Raw genomic sequence first — 15,972 nt, forward strand, 5'->3', positions numbered from 1 at the left:
ATGAATTATTTAATAATTATAATTATTTTTAAATATTTATTTTTTTATAAAAATAGGTATTAATACATTACATACGTTTTAGCAGAGCTTAATTAAATATTTGCTTTTCAAAAATAATCATTGCACAGCTCAGAATAAAATAAAAAAAATAGAAAAAAAGAATAAAAAAGTAAAAAAATAAAAATCAAAAAAACATTATAAGGAATTAAAAGGTGAAAGTATGATAAAAGAAGCTATTTTAAAATTAGCAAGAGGAGAAGACATTAGTTATAAAATAGCACGTAGTTCTATGGATGAAATAATGAATGGTGAAGCTACAGATGTTCAAATGAGTGCTTATCTTACTGCTCTATCATTAAAAGGAGAAACTATATCCGAAATAACTGCATCAGCTGAATCTATGCGTAATCACTGCGTAAAACTATTACATGATATGGATGTATTAGAAATAGTTGGAACTGGAGGAGATGGGTCTAATTCTTTTAATATTTCAACGATTTCTTCCATTGTAATATCTGCTGGTGGAGTACCTGTAGCAAAACATGGGAATAGAGCAGCATCAAGTGCTTGTGGAGCTGCAGATGTTTTAGAATCCTTAGGAGTAAATATTGAAATATCCCCTGAAGAAAGTACAAGCTTACTTGAAGAAATTGGGATTTGTTTTTTGTTTGCACAAAATTATCATATTTCTATGAAGTATGTAGCACCTATAAGAAGAGAACTTGGAATAAGAACAATTTTTAACATATTAGGTCCATTATCAAATCCTGCAGGAGCAAATAGAGAGGTAATGGGGGTTTATAATGAGTCATTAGTTCTTCCATTAGCTCAAGTACTTTGTAATCTTGGATTAAAAAATGCTATGGTAGTTTATGGCCAAGATGGTTTAGATGAAATATCTATTTCTGCTCCAACAACCATTTGTGAAATAAAAGACGGAGAGTTCACTAATTATGAGTTAAAACCTGAAGATTTCGGATTAGAAAGATCAGATAAAAATGAAATAGTAGGCGGAAGTCCAAAAGTAAATGCTCAAATAGCTTTAGACATTTTAAATGGAGAAAAAAGTGCAAAAAGAGATGCCATACTTCTAAATAGTGGAGCAGGTTTATATATTGGAGGAAAGGTCAATTCTATTGAAAAAGGAATTGATATAGCTGCAAAGGTATTGGATAATGGAAAAGCAAAAAATCAATTAGATAAATTTATAAATCTTTCAAACCAATTCCAATTATTTTAAAAAAATATTAAAAATTAAATAAAATAAAAAGTAAAATGAAACAATGAATCTTATGATATTAGATAAAATTGTAGAGAAAAAAAAAGAAAGGCTAAAAGAGGACAAATCTAAAATTTCTCTAAATGATTTAAAAAATCAATTAAATTTAGAAAAATTCCAAAAAACTAGTCATGAATATCCATTTGAAAAGGCTTTAAAAAAAAATGGTCTTTCAATAATAGCTGAAATTAAAAAAGCTTCACCTTCAAAAGGATTAATATCAAAAGACTTTGATCCTGAAAAAATAGCTATTGAGTATGAAAGTGCAGGGGTTTCAGCTATTTCAGTGCTTACAGAAGAAGATTTTTTTATGGGAAAAAAAGAATATCTTGAAATAATTGCTAAAAAAATTAAAACTCCTCTGTTAAGGAAAGATTTTATAATAGATGAGTATATGATTTATGAATCAAAAATTCTTAATGCTTCAGCAATTTTACTCATTGTATCAATATTAACTGAAGAAAAATTAAAAAAATTTTTAAAAATAGCCAAAATATTAGGTCTATCAGCTCTTGTAGAGGCTCATGATGAAAAAGAAATTAAAATAGCCATTAACTCAGGTGCTAGAATAATTGGAGTTAACAACAGAAATCTTAAAGATTTTACCGTTAATTTAAATAATAGCATTAATTTAAGAAAGTTAGTCCCAAAAGGCATTATTTTTATATCAGAAAGTGGAATAAAAACTATTAAAGACATTGAAATATTAAAAAAAAATAATGTAGATGGTGTTTTAATTGGTGAGTCTTTTATGAAAAGTAAAAATAAAAAAAATCTAATTAAATCATTTAAATCCATATGATATTGAATAATTAAATATTAAATAATTAAATATTAATATAAAATTATTAAAAGGATAAAGAAATAAGTTGAATAATATAAATGAAATAATAATTGAAAAATATTAATAATTGAATAATCTGAATAATTGAATAATATGAATAATAAATCCAATAAAAATCCAATAAAAATTAAAATATGTGGATTAAAAAGAAAAGAAGATGTTATAATTGTAAATAAATACAAACCAGATTATGTTGGATTTGTATTTGCAGAAAGTCCACGACAAATAAGTCCAAAAATAGCTAAAAAATTAAAAAAATCATTAAATAAAAATATTAAAGTTTATGGTGTATTTGTAAATGAAAATATTGAAAAAATCAAAAAATTAATTGATGAAAATATTATTGATGGTGTCCAACTTCATGGGAATGAAAATAAAGAATATATAAATCGATTAAGAGAATCATATCCTAAATTAACAATTATTAAAGCCATTGAGCTCAAAAAATCCATTGATATAGATAAAATTGATAGATCTAAAATAGACTATTTACTGTTAGATAGTGGAAAGGGAAGTGGAAAAACATTTGATTGGAATTTAATCAAAAATACAAATACTAAACCATTTTTCATAGCTGGAGGATTAAATGAAAAAAATATCGAAGAGGTCAGTTGCTTAGAACCTTTTGCCATTGATATTAGTTCAGGTGCAGAAGAAAATGGCTTTAAAAGTGAAAAAAAGATAAAAAAAATCATGAATATTTTAAATAAGATCAATAAAAACCCTCAAAAATAGCTGAAAAAAATTAAAAAAAAATTAAAAAAACTAAATTTAAAAAAAAATTATAAATTTATCAAAAATAAAAATAATTAATCAAAAAATAAAGTACTAAAGTGATTCAATGAAAAAAGGAAGATTTGGGAAGTATGGAGGTCAATATATTCCAGAAACCTTGATGAATGAATTAATAAAACTTGAAAAAGAATATGAATATTATAAAAATAATGAAGAGTTTCAAGAAGAATTAGATATTTTATTAAAAGAATATGCAGGGCGTCCATCTCTTTTATATTTTGCAAAACGAATGACAGAGGATTTAGGTGGAGCTAAAATTTATTTAAAAAGAGAAGACCTTAATCACACAGGTTCTCACAAAATTAACAATGTTTTAGGACAAATTCTTTTAGCCAAAAAAATAGGAAAAACTAGAGTAATAGCTGAAACAGGAGCAGGTCAACATGGTGTAGCAACAGCTACAGGAGCAGCATTTTTAGATATGGAATGTGAAATCTTTATGGGAGAAGAAGACACTATAAGACAAGCTTTAAATGTCTACAGAATGGAATTATTAGGTGCAAAAGTAAATTCTGTAAAATCTGGAACAAAAACATTGAAAGATGCTGTAAATGAAACAATGCGTGAGTGGACAAATCGTGTTCATGATACTCATTATGTTTTAGGTTCTGTAATGGGTCCTCATCCATTTCCAATGATAGTGAGAGATTTTCAAACAGTAATAAGTAAAGAAATAAAAAATGAAATCTTAGAAATTGAAGGAAAACTTCCAACCGCCATAGTAGCTTGTGTTGGAGGAGGAAGCAATGCAATAGGATCATTTTACAGTTTTATTGAAGATAAAAATGTTAGACTTATAGGATGTGAAGCAGGCGGAAAAGGAATAGAAACTGATTATCATGCAGCTTCCATTAGTAAAGGAGAAATTGGAATATTTCATGGTATGAAATCTTATTTTTGCCAAGGAGATTATGGGCAAATTGCTCCAGTATACTCAATTTCTGCTGGTTTAGATTATCCTGGAATAGGACCAGAACATGCATATTTAAATGATATTAAAAGAGCAGAATATTATCCAATAACAGATGATGAAGCTGTTGAGGGATTTGAGTATGTTGCAAAACTGGAAGGGATAATTTGTGCTATAGAAAGTGCTCATGCAATAGCTCAAGCAATAAAAATGGCCCCTTTAATGAAAAAAGATGATATAATTGTTGTTTGTCTTTCAGGACGTGGAGATAAAGATGTAGAATCAATTAAAAATTACAAGCAACAAAAAAAGCAAGATAAGAAAATTCCAGGGGTTAGAGTATGAACAATTATACAAATGAAGCCAATAAAATTAATAATAAAACTAACAATATTAGTAAAATCACCAAAGCATTTCAAAACAAAAAAGCATTTATAGGCTTTTTAACAGCTGGAGATCCAAATAAAGAAAAAACCGTAGAATATGTTTTAGCTATGGCAGAAGCTGGAGCAGATATTGTAGAAATTGGGATTCCATTTTCAGATCCAATAGCTGAAGGACCAGTTATTCAAGAGGCAAACACAAGGGCATTGAGTAAAAATTTAAACACAGATGATGTATTTGACATTGTAAAAGAAATTAGAAAAAAAACAGATATTCCACTAGCTTTTTTAACATATATAAATCCTATTTTTTATTATGGCTATGAAAGATTTTTTAAAAAATGTAAGGAAGTGGATGTAAATGGAATAATAATTCCTGATCTTCCTTTTGAAGAAAAAAATGAAATCAAAGAAATTACAGAGAAGTATTATGTGGACTTAATATCTTTAATAGCTCCAACATCAAAAGACAGAATAAAAATGATTGCTAAAGAATCTACTGGTTTTATATATCTTGTTTCATCAATGGGTGTTACTGGAATGAGAAATAAAATAAAAACAGATTTAAAAGAGATTATTAGTGAAATACGAGGTGTTTCCAATACTCCTATAGCCGTTGGCTTTGGAATAAATACTCCAGAACAAGTTAAAAAAATAAGTCAAATAAGTGAAGGAGCTATTGTTGGAAGTGCAATCGTGAAAATTATAGCAGAACATGGAGTAAATGCAAAAAAACCAATTATAGACTATGTTTCTAAGATGAAAAAAGCGACTAAATAAACAGTTTTTGATTTAAAAAAAAATGAAAAAATATAATAATTAATAAAAAAGCAAGATTAAAAATAAAATTATAAAAAAATATTAAAAATAATATTCTTAAAATGGCTGTGGAACAATACGAAAATCGAATTTTCTAAATTTAATTAACTAAGTTAAAATTGAATTTATAAAATTATAATAAATTTTATTATAAAAATAAATATAGAAATAAATATGGAAATAAAAATAGATATAAATATTTAATAAAATTCTATTTTAATTAATATTATAGTTAACGACCTATCTTTTAATAATAAATTTTTCCATCCATTTGTCTGTAAAAGTTTTATTTTTGATGTATTTAAAATAATAAAATTTTATTTTTTTAGACAATTCTTTAAGACATTTAAAGTCAATTGAGGATATTTTTTTCTTCATAGCTCTCCAAACCTGTTCTATTGGATTTAATTTAGGAGAATGTGTAGGAAGAAAAATTAATTTGATTTTTAGAAACTTAGCTATTCTTTTTACGATGTGAGCAAGATGAGCAGAATAATTATCTAAAACTACCACAATTCTTCTTTCTTCAGATAATTCTTCTTTTAGCTCCATATTTTCATCTAATAATAGATTTAATTCGTTTTCTTGTATGTCAACAATTTGCTTTGCTTTTACTTTAACTTTACCAAAAATACGGTTCATTCTCTTTTCTAAAACAGATTGAGAGTCAGCAGGAATTTCGGTAGCTTTATGTATTTGTTCTTTTAATTCTTCAGTTGTTAAGAGATTTTTTTTTAATTCTTCTTCAATAATCTCTTCATTTACTTCATTAGAATTTAACATTTCAATTAATTTTTCGCGAACTTCAGAATTTTCCATGTTTGCTATTCTAATTTCTAATAAATGTAGGGAAAATGTGGCTCGATTTCCTCTTTTTGGAAATGATAGTACAGAAAATCCATTTTCTGATTGGAATCCCATTACATTGACTGATTCACGATTTAAAGTTTTTATGATGTAATTTTTTCTTCCTTTTTTATGCCAAGTTTTTCCACTTCCATGTTTATTATGCAAAGCGAGATTCGTCTCCAAAACCTATAATATCTTCATTAATGTTTATTTTTGAAGTTTTTTTTTGCAATTGCTCTTCTGCATCATCAGGCATTTTAGCATAAATCATAAAAGGCTTTGTATAAGTGTAATTTAACTTTCTAAGTATTCTTTGTATGTGTCTTTCTGAAAAATCAACTTTAAAATTCACTTCAATAATATCATGAGCCAAATCCGTGGTTAAATTTGGAGTATTTTCCAATAATTTGTCTAATTTTTTGTAATCTTCTTCAGAAAGTTTTGGACGCGGTCCACCTGCAAATTTAGGAATTAAACCTTCAAATCCTTCAGCATTCCACCTTCTTAACCACACATATCCCGTTGGAATAGATATTCCCACTATTTTTGATGCAATTTGAATATTTTCGCTTTGAATCATTGATTTAATAAAAATAAGTCTCCTCATAACATATGCATCAATTTTTCGCTTTTTAATCTCTTTTTCAATCTCATTTAAACTTAAATGAGGCTCAACTTTTCTCTTAGCTACAGATACCATAAAAATAATTTATCATTCATTATTATTAAATGTTATGACGAATACTATAATGTTTATTTATTAAAAATAATTATATTTAGATATTTAATTTTTATTATTCTTTAAAACAAACTTTTAAAAAAAAGTTTAATCAAAATAATCCTAAATTTAATTTAAATAAACATTTTTTACAAATCATGATTATTTTTAAATATTTATTTTTCATAAAAACATGTATTTAATAATTTACATATTTTTTAACATGTTTAATTAAATATCTATTTTACAAAAAATAATCATCACAGCCATTAAAAAAACTAAAGAATAATTTTTATTCTAATTTTACTTTAACTGGTTCAAAAATATTAGATTTTTTTACAATAAAATTATATAAAAATGCAGAAATTAAAAATATAATAAACACAGCTAAAAATCCAAAAATAGCAGAAGCAATAAGAGAAGTGAGTGCCTGTGGAAGGTTTCCACCACTAATAATACTTCCAATAATTGTTGCAATAAAAGATAATATAGCTGAAACAATTCCAGAAATTAAAGCTAACTTCAAAGGATAAACTAAATCAATTTGAGTTCTATTTCCATGTACTGTGTTTAAATCTAATTCAATAGGATTTATTTTTAAAGCAATCTGATTGTAGAAGAAACTTCCCAAAAAGGTTGCAATAAATACTATAATTACTGTGGATAAAAGTATAATAGGATTGGCAATAAATGAAGCAATCATAAAAACAACATACAATGTAGGAATAAATTGTAAAAATGCTGTTAATGGTGATAAGACTCCTAAAACTAAAAGTATAATAGGATACAATAAAATCAAGAAGATAGCAGTAATAATAGTTAAATTAATAGCCAAAGGCAATGGAGTTATATCTCTAATTTTTCCATCCTCTAAATTAAATCCTACAGTAAACTTTTTAGAAAGAATATTAAAAAGAAAAGTCCCTAAAAAAGTAACAGTAACACAAATTAACACAGTAGAAAATGCTAATAAAAATGGGTATATAACAGATCCTATGCTAAATTGACCTATAATTGCAGAATAAACCATTGCGACAATTCCCAATATAAATCCTAAAATGACATGTATTGTAGTACTCATTATTGTAAATGATGATAAATCAATTGATTTCAATTCTTTAAACATATTTTCGCTCCTAAAAATAATAATTAATCATATATCTATTATGTTCATAAATAAAAATAAAATAAATAAAATAAATAAAATAAAATAAATAAAATTTAAAAAAAAATTAAAGGAAATCAAAAATGAATATAATAAAAACACTAACTATAAAATAAAAGGCTTTATTTTACAAATGGCTTTTGATCAAACTTTTTCTAAAAGTTTGTTTAATAAACTTAAAAACAAATTCTAGTAATAGACAAAATAATGAGAAATTATTTCTTAAACCAGTTTTTAGACTCCTCTAAAAGTTCATTTACTATTTTTTCTGATGATCCAATATATGTGTGTGGATTCATGATTTTTTCCACATCTCCAATTGATAAATACTTAACAACTTCATTATCTTCAAGTATTATATCTGCTAAAGCTAAATTTTCTTTATTTGCCCTAATGGCTGATTTTCTAACAATTCCATAGGCGATATGTTTACCCATTCCAGAGCGAGTAAGCTCTGCCATTAATCTTTCAGCCATTACAAGTCCATTGGTTAAATTTAAGTTTTTTTCAATGTTTTCATAATGGAAAATAAGATTATTAAAAAGCTTAATGGTTAAATTTAAGATGTAGTCAGTCAAAATACAGCTTTCAGGGAAAATGATTCTTTCAGAAGAAGAATTAGTTAAATCTCTTTCATGCCATAGTGGATTATTTTCCATTATTCCAACAACATAACTTCTTACAACACGTGAAACCCCACAAATTCGCTCAGCAGTAATAGGATTCATCTTATGAGGCATTGTACTACTACCAACCTGTTTTTCAGGATCAAAAAATTCCCCAACTTCATTAATTTCAGTTCTTTGAAGATTACGAATCTCTAAAGCTATTTTATCTAAAGTTGTAGCTATATTTGCAAGTGCAAAAATAAATTCATTGTGGTTATCTCTTTGTAATACTTGATTGGTTATTTTAGCAGGCTTTAATCCTAAAATATCTGAAACTTTTTTATGAACATCCCAACCAATCTCACCTAAAGCAGCAGTTGTTCCGACGGCACCATCCATCATTCCTAAGCAGAGATTTTCCTTAGAATTGTCAAGTCTTATCCATTGACGGTGCATTTCATCTGCCCATAAACCAAATTTCATTCCATAAGTTGTTGGAATTGCATGTTGACCATGAGTCCTACCTATACAAACATTGTCAATGTTATCACGAGATAATTTTAAAAATATTCCAGTTAAGGTTTCAACTTTGTCTTTTAAAACTTCAATCGATTCTTTAAAAAGTAAGGATTGAGAACTATCTACTATATCATTTGATGTAGCACCAAAATGAACATATTCACCAGATTTTCCACGACACTGTTCCCTTAATCCTTCAGCAAGAGAAGCAATATCATGATTTTTTTCTCTTTCAATTTCATTAACTCTTTCAAGGGTAACATATTTAGTATTCGCTTTAGAGCTTATCTCATCCGCATCTTTTTGAGGAATTATTTCATAAAAAGCCTCAGCTTGTGCCAATGCAGATTCAACATCTAACATTTTCTGTAATTTATTCTCAGACTCCCAGATATTTTTCATCTCTGGTGTTCCATACCTAAATTCAATTGGATGAATTGCCATTTTATCTCCTATATTTTTATAATTATCATTTTTAATTAATATTTATTATATAGGTTTAATTAATTATTATCTTATCTATTAGCTAAATTATAATCAATTTTAATAAAAAAAGATGGATAATAAATTATAATATTATAATATAAAAAAATTAATAAAGTTATTAAAATTAATAAGACCATTATAAAATTAAATAAAAAAATATAAATTTAATTAAATGATATACCTAAATTAATAAAAAACTTAATTAATAATATAATAAAAAATAAATAATTAATAATAAAATGAATATATTAATTTGAATATTATTAATTATAATAATATTATAAATAATATTATACATAACATTTTTAATAAGTTATAAATATATACTTTTAATATTATAAATTATAATATTTCTTTTTAATAATATTTAACTATTTTTATGAAATATTTTAAAAAAAAATAATAAAGCAAATAATGAAAAAAGGTAACAGATGAAAGATGAAAATATAGTTTATATTGGAAATAAGCCTGTAATAACATATGCTCTTGCTGTTGTAACTCAAATGAAAGAGGGAAATGACACTGTTATTATAAAAGCTCGTGGTAGAACAATCAGTCGTGCAGTAGATGTTGCAGAGATTGTTAAAAATAGATTTATACCTGATAGTGATGTTGCAAATATAGAAATTTCAACAGAAGAACTTAAAAAATATGATGAAACAACAACCAATGTGTCTACAATTGAAATTCATATTAAAAAAAAAGATTAAGTATATTAAATTAAATTATATTAAATTAATAAAAATATTAAATAAATTTAAAAAGGAGGAAAGATGCTAGGAAAAAAACTAGAAAAAATTAAACAAATTGACATATTTTCTCCATACATCCTTGGAATAGCTATACTTTTATTTTTAATAGTAGGCTGCATTGGCACTTTAGATGATTATCATTTTAAAAGTGTTTTATCTTTAGAAACAATTTTATTAATTGGATTTTCTGTTTTAATATTAATTCTTTCAATATTTTTTATAAAAAAAACTATTGTTTATAATGGAAATAATAATTCAAATAAATTCAAAAATATTTTAAACAAATATCTTAGTGAAAAACTTCTAATTTTTTTACTGGCAATAGCTATTATTTTACAAATTTATAATCTATTCAACTTAGGTGGAATTCCTCTTTTTAACAGCATTTTAAAAACCAATGCAACCACAAATTTTTGGAGGATTTCTTACCTCTTATTTTTACCTGCAATAAATATTTTAATAGCTAAATATTATAAAAATGAGTATTTAATCATTGTTCTTATTGGAGCTATTTTATATGGTTTAAATGGCTATAGAACCTCAATTATAGGGATTTTGCTTAGTGTCTTAATTAGTTTATATTACATTGGAAAATTAAGAAAAAGGTATTTGTTTTTTTTGGCTTTAATGATGGGATTTTTTGGGCTTATTGTTGGATTTATTGCTTCCCAAAATATTGTTGGTCAAAGCTGGACATTAAATCCAATTGAATTAGTCTTTTATAGAGCAGGTTTTACTTTAAATGTATTTGAAAGAATTATTTCTCTAGCCAGTACAACAAATGGTAAGATATTATCAATGATTTTTTCTACTGGAAGTCCTAGAACCTTCATTGGAAATTATGTTCTAAATTATAATGTTTGTTTAACATCGACATTTTTTGGTCCAGTAACTTTAGATTTTGGAATCTTAGGGCTTGCAATTCAAATGTTATTTTTTGGAGTTTTTCTAAAATTACTTCATATTATTCAAAAAGCAGAAAAAGGAATATCAACTGGAATTTACGCTGTAATATTAGCACATTCACTAATATGGATTGAAACAGGTCCGACTGACATAATGATTTGGTTATTTTTTGTTTTAGGCATCTTAATAATCTTTTTAAATTTTTCCAATATTAAATTTAAGATTCCAAAGAAAAAATAATTTCAATATATAAGCAGTGTTAAATTTTTTCAATATCCAACAAATAAAATTAAAAAAAGTATAGTAAAAATATTTAATGAAAAATTAATGATAAATAATAAATAGTACTAAAAATAAAAACTAATATGTAACTAAATTAATACTATATTAACTAAATTAATATTATATTAACTAAATTTATAATATTATATTTGATAGGTATTAAAAAATTATATAAAAGTTAATAAAAATTTTTGAAATAAACTGTTAAAATTTTTAGCAAATTTATTCAAAATAAACATAGGAGTACTTTAAATGAGTGAAAAATTAGTTAAAAAATGTGAACTTGGAGAATTTAATTTTGATAATGATTTAGTAACAAATTGCTCTGCAGTTCTAGAAAATGTTGAAAAGCATGCTGAAGCTTTAAATGTTTCAAAAGAACAAACTAAAAGTTACTTAGAGATGGCTCAAAACTTAAAGCCTAAAGATGTTAGTGAAGTTCTTAAATTAGCACTTAAAATAAGGGAAAGTGGAGATGTTAAAGACACTGAAGCTAAAAATGATGCAAGTAGATTAATTAGAACCATTGAAGCTAGTTAATTAATTTATATTTATTATTTTATTTTTTTAAGAATATAGTTTACATATCAAGTATTTTAATTACAAAATAAAAAAAATAATAATTTAAAAAATTAAAATGTGTTATTTTTAAGCTTATTAATATCAAAAACAGCTGTATCTGAAATAGCCATTACAGCCATTACTCCTGCCTGGATAGGATCTGTTACCACTAAATCAACCACTTCTGTTACACCACCAGGCATGTTCAAACTAATAATCACCAAATCTTGATCTTCTTTCAATTTTTTAACTGCTTCACTAATGGCTCCACCCATTAAAGAACCAGCTAAAACTAATGCACTAACCCTTGGAAGGCAAGAAACTGCATCAACAGCTTCAGCTATTTCATTTTCTCCTACAAGTGGAGTAGTATCAACACTAATCCTCTCTCCACGAATATTATGTCTGTCTGCTTCTGTAATAGCTCCCATAGCCACTTGAGAAACTTGGGCTCCACCACCAAAAATAATTATTCTTTTTCCATAAATATCATTAACAGAACCATGAATCTGAATATCTTTAATCAAGTTAGAATAATTTAAGTCATCAATTAATTTTTTTAAATCAATGACATTGTCTAATTCTAAATTTATAGAACCCGTATTGTTATTTTCAATAAAAAGGTGAACATAATTAATATTAACATTGTGAGAAGAAATAATAGCTGTTATTTCATCTAGAACACCTGATTTTTCCAGAGTTTTTATTGTTAAAGCAACATTCATTTGTATCACAAATTATAGTATCAAATAAAAAAAAATGAAATTTAAAGGTTAAAAAAATTAATAAATTAAGAAATTAAGAAAAATAAAAAATTTAAAAGGTAAAAAAATTAAAAAATTAAAAAATAAAAAATAAGTAAAAAATTATTTTCCTAAGAATTTATCTAAATCAGCCTTTGTTTTTCTGTATTTAGATAAAAAACTTTCTTCATCTTTAACAGGAGTAATTTCTAAACCTAATTTTTCATGTTCTTCTATCCACTCCTCTTCAAAAACAGGAATTTCTACTTTTATAGGTTCTTCGCTTTTGTTAACTAAAATTAAATTTCTATAAGGGAAATTTCTCTCAACAATATATCCCCCTAAGCTTACTATATGTTGGGAACGTACTACAAATTTCAATTGATCACCATAAAATGATTTAAAGATAAATTTGAATAAATTGACAATATTAAATAATAAAATAATGGAATTATAAAATAATAGAATAATAGAATAATAAAAATAATGGAGTAATAAAATAGTTAAATATTAAAAATTTTGATAGTAATCATCTTAAATTAAATTAACAATCCTAAAAGAATGGCTAAAACACCAAATATAGAACTAACTAGAATAACGGGGTAAAACTGTTTGTTTGTAAAAATTGGTGAAAATGCGCTTAAAATAGCCATTAAAACAGGGAAAATTAAAGCAACAAGAACATTTATTATAAATTTCCATGAAAAAATATTTGAAGGATAACCTAAAAACATTAATGAAAAAAGTGAACCTAAAACAAAAATTAAAAATCCACGGTTTATATAATTAATAGCTCTATATTTAGAAGAGTATTCCATATAAGGGCCTTCAATTACATCAGCTTTTGTTTTTAAAATGGCAAAAGGATATTCATTTAATAAAATCATATAGCCAATGAAAAATACAATTGCTCCAATGATTCCACTAACAGAAAATAAAATTGGACCATGTGAAATTTGATAAGACAAAATATCAGATAGATAAACACTTCCAACTGTACTAACTGGAACAAACAAGGCTAAATATAATGGAAACGACCCAAATATAATTAATCTTAAAGCACGGCTTGAACTTATATCTTCTATAAAAGAGGATTTAACATTTAAATGCTTTGCTCCTTTTATTTTATCTGGAAAAGACATTCCAGTTGACATGACAGATTTAGAAAGTGAACCCATTAAAACATAAGCTATTTCCTCCACCTTTAAAAGTCCAACAATTGCAATTACACTTGCTAAACTTCCATAAATATAGAATTGAGGAATTATAAACAATAAAATTAAAAATATAACAATAAATGAAATAACTGGCAAAGATTTATAAAGTTTAGGAAGTGGGGAATTTGGCTTAAGATTTTCTTTAAAAAAGAATTTAATAGGAGCCATTAATCCAGGACTAAATAATGGAGGACCAATTCTTTGCTGAATTCTTCCATGAATGTACTTTCTCTCAATCCCTGGAATAAAAATTGATATAATGAAAGCAATTATTAAAGTAGCTAATATTGCTAAAATTGATTTAAAACTTAAAATAGTAATCATAAATTCATTCCTTATTTTTTTGATGATATAAATATTATAATAAAATTAAAGCTTGATTATCTCAATGGCTCTATCGGTACAGGTAAAACAAGGATCACACTGAACAATACAAAGCTGTGCATCAGTTAAATGATTTCCAATACACGCTAATTGCATAGCACCAATATTAGACATTGAAGGAGTTCTAATTACTGAACCTCTTACACGTCCATCTTCTAAAGCATAAGAATGATAAAGTGTGCCTCTAGGAACTTCTATATAATTATGGACAGTTGGAGAATCAATCATTTCCCATGATCTATCAACAATTGGACCATTAGGAAGATTTTTAACGGCTTGGCGAATTATAGATATAGCTTCAGGTATTTCTAAAACTCTCATTAATATATTGTCTTTTACATCTCCATCGGATAAAGTAATCATGTTAAAATCAAAAGGTTCATATTCTTTCATTTTAAAACGCAAATCTTTTTTAACACCAGTTGCTCGAAGTGTAGGTCCTGTAACCTCTAATTTTAATGCATCTTTTGATGAAATTTTTCCTACACCTGTTATTCTGTTCATTACAATTGGATCACTTACAAATCTATCTGCAAAATCATTTAATTTTTTTTCTACTATATCCATTCCTTCAAGAATCTTAATGATTCTATTAGAATCTAATTCACACCTTGGACGAACACCACCAATTATGGATGCACCATACTGAACTCTATTTCCTCCAATCATCCTTAAAAGTTCCATTACGGTTTCACGTATTGAGAAAGCCCTCATTGAAAATGTTTCATGGGCTAAAACCTCACATCCATGACCAAGATACAAAAAATGACTGTGTAATCGTTCTAATTCTTCCATAATTATCCTAATATAATTTGCTCTTTCTGGAATGTCTATTCCTAAAGCTTTTTCAGCAGTTAAGCATGAATTCCAAATATGTGCATTAGAACAAATCCCGCAAATCTTTTCTGTAAGCGCATTTGCTTTTTCAACAGGAAGACCTTCCATAATCCTTTCTACACCTCTGTGGTTAACTCCAATGGTAATTTCAGCATCTTTAACAATTTCATCTTCCACAAATAATCGAAGTCTGTATGGTTCTAAAGCAGCTGGATGAACAGTCCCTAATGCCACCTCAGTTTCAATTATATTTTCATTATGGGTTATTTCTTCATTGCGGACATTATCTTCATTATGGATATTTTTTCCATTAGAAATTTCATCTTCATTCATATAAGCACCTTTTTAATCAGCATTTAATAAATTTGGTAAAGCTGCAACAACACCTGCTAAAATGTCTTGAGGTCTGACAGCACACCCAGGTACCTTTGCATCTACTGGGATAATATTTTCAACTGGTCCAGCGATTTCCTCTGATGGAATATCCCCATGAATGTTTTTATAAACTCCTCCCATAAGGGCACATGATCCTGCTGCAATGACTAGCTTTGGATTAGGAATAGCTTCATAAATTTTCTTTAATGGTTCTTCATTAAGTTTTGTAACAGGTCCAGTAACAACTAAAACATCTGCTTCACGTGGATTCCAAGTTAAAAATACTCCATATTGCTCGGCATCAAATTTTGGAGAAAGAACACAGTTGACAATCTCTATATCACAGCCATTACATCCACCAGTGTATACCAACATCAAATGAATAGCTTTAGATCTTGCTAATGATTTAAGACTCATATAATCACTTTATCCTATTTATCTCCACTATTTTCTAAATCATTTGTAGGAATATTGTTATAATTATCATTAATATTATTATCAATATTGTTATCAACATTATTATCAGTATTATTATTGCTA

At 26.1% G+C, this 15,972-nt stretch carries 17 protein-coding genes; 8 read left to right on the top strand and 9 right to left on the bottom strand.

Annotated features, from left to right (window positions below; genetic code table 11):
• The first annotated feature begins 220 nt into the window (after positions 1 to 220).
• The 5 genes from trpD (at position 221) to trpA (ending at position 4,991) form a co-directional block, all read left to right on the top strand.
• Entirely contained in the window at positions 221 to 1,240 is a 1,020-nt protein-coding gene (gene trpD / locus MBCUR_RS02940) for an anthranilate phosphoribosyltransferase (RefSeq protein WP_067090011.1), read from the top strand.
• Between the two features lie 43 nt (positions 1,241 to 1,283).
• Positions 1,284 to 2,081: an indole-3-glycerol phosphate synthase TrpC gene (gene trpC / locus MBCUR_RS02945; RefSeq protein WP_211265119.1), complete on the top strand. Its 798-nt coding sequence runs from the start codon at positions 1,284 to 1,286 to the stop codon at positions 2,079 to 2,081.
• 135 nt (positions 2,082 to 2,216) lie between these two features.
• Entirely contained in the window at positions 2,217 to 2,858 is a 642-nt protein-coding gene (locus tag MBCUR_RS02950; RefSeq protein WP_067090087.1) for a phosphoribosylanthranilate isomerase, read from the top strand.
• 106 nt (positions 2,859 to 2,964) lie between these two features.
• Positions 2,965 to 4,173 (top strand): tryptophan synthase subunit beta, encoded by a 1,209-nt coding sequence (gene trpB / locus MBCUR_RS02955; protein WP_067090013.1) that lies wholly within the window; start codon positions 2,965 to 2,967, stop codon positions 4,171 to 4,173.
• 47 nt (positions 4,174 to 4,220) lie between these two features.
• Positions 4,221 to 4,991 (top strand): tryptophan synthase subunit alpha, encoded by a 771-nt coding sequence (gene trpA / locus MBCUR_RS02960; RefSeq protein ID WP_067090090.1) that lies wholly within the window; start codon positions 4,221 to 4,223, stop codon positions 4,989 to 4,991.
• Between the two features lie 279 nt (positions 4,992 to 5,270).
• Here the strand turns inward: trpA and MBCUR_RS10270 are convergent, their stop codons facing one another.
• The 4 genes from MBCUR_RS10270 to purB all read right to left on the bottom strand — a co-directional run bounded on the left by MBCUR_RS10270 (position 5,271) and on the right by purB (position 9,333).
• Positions 5,271 to 6,044, bottom strand: a complete 774-nt coding sequence (locus tag MBCUR_RS10270) for a transposase (protein WP_157077611.1) — start codon at positions 6,042 to 6,044, stop codon at positions 5,271 to 5,273.
• Positions 6,037 to 6,579: a helix-turn-helix domain-containing protein gene (locus MBCUR_RS02970; RefSeq protein ID WP_067090016.1), complete on the bottom strand. Its 543-nt coding sequence runs from the start codon at positions 6,577 to 6,579 to the stop codon at positions 6,037 to 6,039. Before MBCUR_RS02970 ends, MBCUR_RS10270 begins: the two co-directional genes overlap by 8 nt.
• Positions 6,580 to 6,889: 310 nt before the next feature.
• The gene (locus tag MBCUR_RS02975) at positions 6,890 to 7,723 is read right to left on the bottom strand and encodes a hypothetical protein (RefSeq protein ID WP_067090018.1); all 834 of its coding nucleotides are present in this window, start codon (positions 7,721 to 7,723) and stop codon (positions 6,890 to 6,892) included.
• 254 nt (positions 7,724 to 7,977) lie between these two features.
• Entirely contained in the window at positions 7,978 to 9,333 is a 1,356-nt protein-coding gene (purB, locus tag MBCUR_RS02980; protein ID WP_067090019.1) for an adenylosuccinate lyase, read from the bottom strand.
• Between the two features lie 473 nt (positions 9,334 to 9,806).
• On the opposite strand from purB, the gene albA reads away from it, so the two are divergent.
• From albA to MBCUR_RS02995, 3 genes are all read left to right on the top strand, one after another.
• Positions 9,807 to 10,085 carry a DNA-binding protein Alba gene (albA, locus tag MBCUR_RS02985; protein WP_067090021.1) on the top strand — a complete coding sequence of 93 codons (279 nt, stop codon included), beginning with the start codon at positions 9,807 to 9,809 and terminating at the stop codon, positions 10,083 to 10,085.
• A 63-nt stretch (positions 10,086 to 10,148) separates the two neighbouring features.
• On the top strand, positions 10,149 to 11,273 hold the full coding sequence (locus tag MBCUR_RS02990) for an oligosaccharide repeat unit polymerase family protein (RefSeq protein WP_067090024.1): 1,125 nt from the start codon (positions 10,149 to 10,151) through the stop codon (positions 11,271 to 11,273).
• A gap of 294 nt (positions 11,274 to 11,567) precedes the next feature.
• A complete protein-coding gene (locus tag MBCUR_RS02995; protein ID WP_067090025.1) occupies positions 11,568 to 11,855 on the top strand; it encodes a hypothetical protein in 288 nt (95 codons plus the stop codon).
• 92 nt (positions 11,856 to 11,947) lie between these two features.
• On the opposite strand, the gene MBCUR_RS03000 is transcribed toward MBCUR_RS02995, so the two are convergent.
• From MBCUR_RS03000 to MBCUR_RS03020, 5 genes are all read right to left on the bottom strand, one after another.
• Complete coding sequence (locus tag MBCUR_RS03000; protein WP_067090028.1) at positions 11,948 to 12,601, bottom strand: DUF5612 domain-containing protein; 654 nt, start codon at positions 12,599 to 12,601, stop codon at positions 11,948 to 11,950.
• A gap of 141 nt (positions 12,602 to 12,742) precedes the next feature.
• Positions 12,743 to 13,000, bottom strand: a complete 258-nt coding sequence (gene ehbP, locus MBCUR_RS03005) for an energy-converting hydrogenase B subunit EhbP (protein WP_067090032.1) — start codon at positions 12,998 to 13,000, stop codon at positions 12,743 to 12,745.
• 158 nt (positions 13,001 to 13,158) lie between these two features.
• Positions 13,159 to 14,160, bottom strand: coding sequence for a respiratory chain complex I subunit 1 family protein (locus tag MBCUR_RS03010; RefSeq protein WP_067090034.1), 1,002 nt, complete (start codon positions 14,158 to 14,160; stop codon positions 13,159 to 13,161).
• A 45-nt stretch (positions 14,161 to 14,205) separates the two neighbouring features.
• Positions 14,206 to 15,390 (bottom strand): hydrogenase large subunit, encoded by a 1,185-nt coding sequence (locus MBCUR_RS03015; protein WP_084269442.1) that lies wholly within the window; start codon positions 15,388 to 15,390, stop codon positions 14,206 to 14,208.
• 12 nt (positions 15,391 to 15,402) lie between these two features.
• The gene (locus tag MBCUR_RS03020) at positions 15,403 to 15,849 is read right to left on the bottom strand and encodes an NADH-quinone oxidoreductase subunit B family protein (RefSeq protein WP_067090036.1); all 447 of its coding nucleotides are present in this window, start codon (positions 15,847 to 15,849) and stop codon (positions 15,403 to 15,405) included.
• Between the last annotated feature and the right edge of the window lie 123 nt (positions 15,850 to 15,972).

Source organism: Methanobrevibacter curvatus, assembly GCF_001639295.1.
Lineage (GTDB): Archaea > Methanobacteriota > Methanobacteria > Methanobacteriales > Methanobacteriaceae > Methanoflexus > Methanoflexus curvatus.

Coding starts and splice junctions, on each gene's coding strand:
- trpD (WP_067090011.1), top strand. CDS start 221: ATGATAAAAGAAGCTATTTTAAAATTAGCAAGAGGAGAAGACATTAGT.
- trpC (WP_211265119.1), top strand. CDS start 1,284: ATGAATCTTATGATATTAGATAAAATTGTAGAGAAAAAAAAAGAAAGG.
- MBCUR_RS02950 (WP_067090087.1), top strand. CDS start 2,217: ATGAATAATAAATCCAATAAAAATCCAATAAAAATTAAAATATGTGGA.
- trpB (WP_067090013.1), top strand. CDS start 2,965: ATGAAAAAAGGAAGATTTGGGAAGTATGGAGGTCAATATATTCCAGAA.
- MBCUR_RS02970 (WP_067090016.1), bottom strand. CDS start 6,579: ATGGTATCTGTAGCTAAGAGAAAAGTTGAGCCTCATTTAAGTTTAAAT.
- MBCUR_RS02975 (WP_067090018.1), bottom strand. CDS start 7,723: ATGTTTAAAGAATTGAAATCAATTGATTTATCATCATTTACAATAATG.
- purB (WP_067090019.1), bottom strand. CDS start 9,333: ATGGCAATTCATCCAATTGAATTTAGGTATGGAACACCAGAGATGAAA.
- albA (WP_067090021.1), top strand. CDS start 9,807: ATGAAAGATGAAAATATAGTTTATATTGGAAATAAGCCTGTAATAACA.
- MBCUR_RS02990 (WP_067090024.1), top strand. CDS start 10,149: ATGCTAGGAAAAAAACTAGAAAAAATTAAACAAATTGACATATTTTCT.
- MBCUR_RS02995 (WP_067090025.1), top strand. CDS start 11,568: ATGAGTGAAAAATTAGTTAAAAAATGTGAACTTGGAGAATTTAATTTT.
- MBCUR_RS03000 (WP_067090028.1), bottom strand. CDS start 12,601: ATGAATGTTGCTTTAACAATAAAAACTCTGGAAAAATCAGGTGTTCTA.
- MBCUR_RS03010 (WP_067090034.1), bottom strand. CDS start 14,160: ATGATTACTATTTTAAGTTTTAAATCAATTTTAGCAATATTAGCTACT.
- MBCUR_RS03015 (WP_084269442.1), bottom strand. CDS start 15,390: ATGAATGAAGATGAAATTTCTAATGGAAAAAATATCCATAATGAAGAT.
- MBCUR_RS03020 (WP_067090036.1), bottom strand. CDS start 15,849: ATGAGTCTTAAATCATTAGCAAGATCTAAAGCTATTCATTTGATGTTG.